The following is a 5,086-nucleotide window of genomic DNA, read 5'->3' on the forward strand; positions in this document are numbered from 1 at the left end:
CGGGCTCGGCACGACCATGAGGCCATTGGCGCCTTCTTTGGCGGCGCGCTTGGCGATGCTGGCCGCCTCGCGTGTGCCGGCCTCGTTGACGGTCAGCAGCACCGGCTTCTTGCCGGCGACCTTCTGTGCGGTCTTCAGCACCTCGATCTTCTCGTCGGGCGACAGCATCGGCCCCTCGCCGAGCGATCCGCAGACGATGATGCCGTCGCAGCCGGCCTCCATCTGCAGGCTGAAGCAGCGCTCCATCTCGGCATGATCGAGACGATCATCCGCGGTGAATTTGGTCGTGACGGCAGGGAAAACTCCGGTCCACATGATCATCTCTCCATCTGATATATCAGCGGTATATCTATTAACAAACCCGCTGTCAATGCGGATTCCGTTATGATATATTCAAGATATATCAGGAGAGCGCATTTGATATCCATGGCAGCAAGCCTCCCGGCAGAGCCGGCCGCGACCAGGGCCTACCATGTGCTCGAGCACATGATCGTCACGCTCGAACTGGCCCCGGCAAGCTTCGTCACCGAGGGCGCTCTGATCGACAGGCTCGGGCTTGGCAGGACACCGGTGCGCGAAGCGATCCAGCGGCTGGCATGGGAAGGGCTGCTCGACGTCAGGCCGCGCGCCGGCATCGCCATCGCCCCGCTCCATCCCGGCGACTGGTTGCGCGTCCTCGATGCGCGTCGCGGCGTCGAGGTGGTGCTCGCCCGCTCGGCCGCCCGCTTCGTCACCCGCGAAGCCGCCGACCTGTTTCACGAAGCAGCGCTTGCCATGCAGAAGGCGGTGATCTCGGGTAATGTGCTTGCCTTCATCCAGGCCGACAAGGCACTCGACGAAGCGCTGGCGCTGGCTGCCGACAATCCCTTCGCCGCCCGTCTGGCCGCCCCCTTGCAGACCCATAGCCGCCGCTTCTGGTTCCGCTACAAGGCCGAGACCGGCCTTGCCGAATCCGCCGAGCACCATGTCGCGCTGATCCGCTCGATCCTTGCCGGCGACGAGGAGGCCGCGGCCAAGGATGCCAAACGCCTGATGGCGCTACTGCGCGGCCACGCGGAGACGGCCGCCACGCGCTGAACGTCCTTTTATATCCGGTGCGCTTTCGTCGCCGGCGCTTCCTCGAAGCTCGGGTCAAGTCCCGGGCAAGGCAGCCGCCGCCATCAACGGACCGTCTCAGCCTTCGCCTGCCGTGATGACGCAGCTCTGACCATGCGTGTCGGTGGCAAGAATTGTCCAGGTGCCCTGGTCGGAGACGAATATCTCAAGAATCAGGCTCGGGTTGACCAGGCCGCGCGCCGCCTCGCTTTCGTGGAATTTTTCGCCGAGCGCTTTGATCATATCCGCACGGGCCGCGCATTGCGCCGCCAGCGCCGGGACGGCGGGAAACGCAGAAATTGCCACGAAAAATAGCGTTGCCACAAGACGGGTCATCTGACACCTCCTTGCGCCAGACGATGTCCCCGAAGCTGTCGCCAGCGCCGTTGCTTGATCTGCCGTACCTCCTTGCGGCAGGACTGCAGACCAAGACGGCAGAGGCCTACTTGGTTCCATCACATTAGCGTTCAAGCGGATAGGGTCGCGGCCGGATTGCAAAAAAACGCCCGGGCGCGAGCGCCCGGGCCTTAATCCAAATCAATTTGTTGTCCGGTCAATTCATCGTCGGGATGACGAATTCGGCACCATCCTTGATGCCGGACGGCCAGCGCGAGGTCACCGTCTTGGTCTTGGTGTAGAAGCGGAACGCGTCCGGGCCGTGCTGGTTGAGATCGCCGAACGAAGATGCCTTCCAGCCGCCGAACGTGTAATAGGCGATCGGCACCGGGATCGGCACGTTGACGCCCACCATGCCGACCTGGACACGGCTTGCAAAGTCGCGCGCGGCATCGCCGTCACGGGTGAAGATGGCGACGCCATTGCCCATCTCGTGATCGTTGGCGAGCTTGATCGCGCTCTCATAGGTCGGGGCGCGCACAACAGAGAGCACCGGCCCAAAGATCTCTTCCTTGTAGATACGCATGTCCGCGGTCACGTTGTCGAACAGGCAGCCACCCATATAGTAGCCGTCTTCATAGCCCTGCATGGAGAAGCCGCGGCCGTCGACGACCAGCTTGGCGCCTTCCTTGACGCCGGTATCCACGTAGCCCTTGACCCGTTCCAATGCCTGCGCCGTCACCAGCGGGCCGAAATCGGCGGAAGAGTCCGTCGAAGGACCGACCTTCAGGCTCTCGACCCGCGGGATCAGCTTTTCCATCAGCCGGTTGGCGGTATCGTGGCGGACCGGGACGGCGACCGAGATCGCCATGCAGCGCTCGCCGGCCGAGCCGTAGCCGGCACCGATCAGCGCATCGACGGTCTGGTCCATGTCGGCATCGGGCATGATGATCATGTGGTTCTTGGCACCGCCGAAGCACTGCACGCGTTTGCCGGCGGCCGTGCCGCGCGAATAGATGTAATGGGCGATCGGCGTCGAGCCGACAAAGCCGATGGCCTTGATATCGGGATCGTCGAGGATGGCGTCGACCACGTCCTTGTCGCCATTGACGACGTTGAGGATGCCTGCCGGCAGGCCGGCTTCGAGGAACAGTTCGGCGATACGCATCGGCACGCCGGGATCGCGTTCCGACGGTTTCAGGATGAAGGCGTTGCCGCAGGCGATGGCCGGCGCGATCTTCCACAGCGGGATCATCGCCGGGAAGTTGAACGGCGTGATGCCGGCGACGACGCCGAGCGGCTGGCGCATCGAATAGACGTCGATGCCGGGGCCGGCGCCGTCGGTGAATTCGCCCTTCATCATGTGCGGTGCGCCGATGCAGACCTCGACCACTTCGAGGCCGCGCTGGATGTCGCCCTTGGCGTCGGCGATCGTCTTGCCGTGCTCGCGCGCCAGGATGTCGGCCAGTTCGTCATAGTCGCGCGCGACCAGTTCGAGAAACTTCATCAGCACGCGTACGCGGCGCTGCGGGTTGGTCGCGGCCCATTTCGGCTGCGCTGCCTTGGCATTCTCGACCGCCGCGCGCAGTTCCGCCTGCGAGGCCAACGCCACCGTGCCGCGCACGGAGCCGTCCATCGGCTGCATGACATCCTGCTTGCGGCCGCTGGTCCCGGCGACATGCTTGCCGCCAATGAAATGACCATAGTCAATCATGATTTCTCTCCCTGTTTGTGATGCTGCATTGTCCGCCTTTGGCCGGCGGATGGCAACGCGAGTGAGAACGCAACCGTTGTGCGGAGAATAGATAACGATTGACGAGCGAGCATCAATTCCCGCAAATGGTGGGATGCAATTGCTGCCGTGCGGATTGAGAGATTGAGTTCCACCACAGAACGCAGCGTCGATAATTGTCATCTGGACCCTCCCCATGAACTGGGATGACGTCCGCATCTTCCTCGCCGTGGCGCGCGCAGGCCAGATCCTTGGCGCCGCCAAACGGCTGGAGCTCAACCACGCCACCGTCTCACGCCGCATCGCCGCACTCGAGGAAGCGCTGCGGACAAAGCTGTTTCGCCGCTTGACCACCGGCAGCGAGCTGACGCCCGCCGGCGAGCGTTTTCTCGACATTGCCGAGCGCATGGAGGGCGACATGATCGCCGCGCGCTCGACCATTTCAGGCGAAGGCGACGACGTTTCCGGCACGGTGCGCATCGGCGCGCCTGATGGTTTTGGTGTCGCCTTCCTGGCCAAGCGCCTCGGCGAACTGACCGCCCTGCACCGCGAGCTGACGATCCAGCTTGTGCCGGTGCCGCGCTCCTTTTCCTTGTCGCGCCGCGAGGCGGACATCGCCATCACCGTCGAGCGGCCGACAGAAGGCCGGCTGGTGGCGGGAAAGCTGGTCGACTACTCGCTCGGCCTGTTTGCCTCGTGCGCTTATGCTGAAGCGCATGGCTTGCCCAAAACCGCCGCCGAGCTCGGCCAGCACACGCTGATCGGCTACGTACCCGACCTCATCGTCAGTCCCTCGCTCGACTATGCGGGCGAATTCAGCGCCGACTGGCGCACCAGTTTCGCCATCTCCTCCGCACTCGGCCAGGCCGAGGCGGTGCGCTCGGGCGCCGGCATCGGCATCCTGCACACCTTCGTCGCCCGCTCGATGCCGGAATTGGTATCCGTCGATGTGGTCGCGCCGATCCGCCGTGCCTACTGGCTGGTCTATCACGAATCGGTCAGGCCGCTGCGCCGCGTCCAGATCGTCGCCAGCTTCATCACCAAGATGGTGGAGCGGGAGCGGAGCCTATTTGTTTAGCCGTGCCGCCTTTTCCTTGCCACAAAACCGGCCAGAATGGCATCAGGCGTGCAGCCGCCGCGTAGAGACGATCCCTTAGAAAGCTGGCGCGGATAGACATGCGAGCCGTTCTTGCCATCCTGCCGCTGCTTTTCGTTTCCGCTTGCGCCAACCCGTGGACGAAGGTCCCGGAGGCCGAGCTGCCCAAGCCGATCCGCTACGCCATGGCGCGGCCTTCGCCTTTCGTCCTGGGCAATTATTGCGGCCCTGGCACCCGCACCGGCGATCTATCGGCCCGGCCGGCCGACCGCCTCGACGCGGTCTGCCAGACGCATGATGCCTGCTATATCGCCCGCCACAACCATTGCGACTGCGACGGCACCCTGGTCGCCTCGGCGAAAGCGATCCGCGACGACAAGACAACGCCACGCAAAATGCGCGGCGAGGCCGAACTGTTGATCGCCACCTTCGCCATTCCCGTCTGCAAGGTCTTCCCGCAGGGCTTCATGCCGCCGCGCGATCCCGCGCAATTGAGCGCCCTGAAGGCCGGAGCGCCCGGGTGAAGGGTCGCGCATCCATCGCCATCGTTCTGTTCGGGCTGGCTGTCATTGCCGGCTGTGCCGGCGCTGGCCGCAATGCCTGCGATCTCCTGCAAGGCCAGAGCGCTTGCGCGCGACCCGCGCTCTCCGCCGAGACAGCTGGGCCGCGGATCGCCACCGCGCAGTTTTTCGGTGACGCCGGTACGAACGACTACGAAAAACGGTTCCTGGCGCTGCTCGCCCATCACCAGCTCGGCGCCATGGACCGCGCCAACGGCACCGGCCCTTTCGGTCACGACCGCCATGAGATCCGCAACAGCGATTTCC

The 5,086-nt window shown here is 64.3% G+C and carries 6 protein-coding genes and 1 pseudogene; 4 read left to right on the forward strand and 3 right to left on the reverse strand.

Annotated elements, in window-relative coordinates; translation table 11 throughout:
- Window positions 1–315: dihydrodipicolinate synthase family protein (locus EN893_RS18370; RefSeq protein ID WP_206640134.1), on the reverse strand; the 315-nt coding region annotated here is incomplete at its 3' end.
- Between the two features lie 111 nt (window positions 316–426).
- Between EN893_RS18370 and EN893_RS18375 the strand changes: the two genes are divergently transcribed.
- Entirely contained in the window at window positions 427–1,077 is a 651-nt protein-coding gene (locus EN893_RS18375; RefSeq protein ID WP_236383238.1) for a GntR family transcriptional regulator, read from the forward strand.
- A gap of 96 nt (window positions 1,078–1,173) precedes the next feature.
- Here the strand turns inward: EN893_RS18375 and EN893_RS18380 are convergent, their stop codons facing one another.
- Window positions 1,174–1,431, reverse strand: a complete 258-nt coding sequence (locus tag EN893_RS18380) for a hypothetical protein (RefSeq protein WP_127268692.1) — start codon at window positions 1,429–1,431, stop codon at window positions 1,174–1,176.
- Between the two features lie 217 nt (window positions 1,432–1,648).
- A complete protein-coding gene (locus EN893_RS18385; RefSeq protein ID WP_128361686.1) occupies window positions 1,649–3,145 on the reverse strand; it encodes a CoA-acylating methylmalonate-semialdehyde dehydrogenase in 1,497 nt (498 codons plus the stop codon).
- 214 nt (window positions 3,146–3,359) lie between these two features.
- On the opposite strand from EN893_RS18385, the gene EN893_RS18390 reads away from it, so the two are divergent.
- The 3 genes and pseudogenes from EN893_RS18390 to EN893_RS18400 all read left to right on the forward strand — a co-directional run.
- Window positions 3,360–4,241, forward strand: coding sequence for a LysR family transcriptional regulator (locus EN893_RS18390; RefSeq protein ID WP_127268690.1), 882 nt, complete (start codon window positions 3,360–3,362; stop codon window positions 4,239–4,241).
- Between the two features lie 98 nt (window positions 4,242–4,339).
- Window positions 4,340–4,783, forward strand: a complete 444-nt coding sequence (locus tag EN893_RS18395) for a hypothetical protein (RefSeq protein WP_127268689.1) — start codon at window positions 4,340–4,342, stop codon at window positions 4,781–4,783.
- Window positions 4,780–5,086, forward strand: a pseudogene (locus tag EN893_RS18400) (phosphatidylserine/phosphatidylglycerophosphate/cardiolipin synthase family protein); the annotation flags it as partial. The gene EN893_RS18395 and the pseudogene EN893_RS18400, both read left to right, overlap by 4 nt.

The organism is Mesorhizobium sp. M7A.F.Ca.CA.004.04.2.1 (assembly GCF_004022825.1).
Classification (GTDB): Bacteria; Pseudomonadota; Alphaproteobacteria; order Rhizobiales; family Rhizobiaceae; genus Mesorhizobium.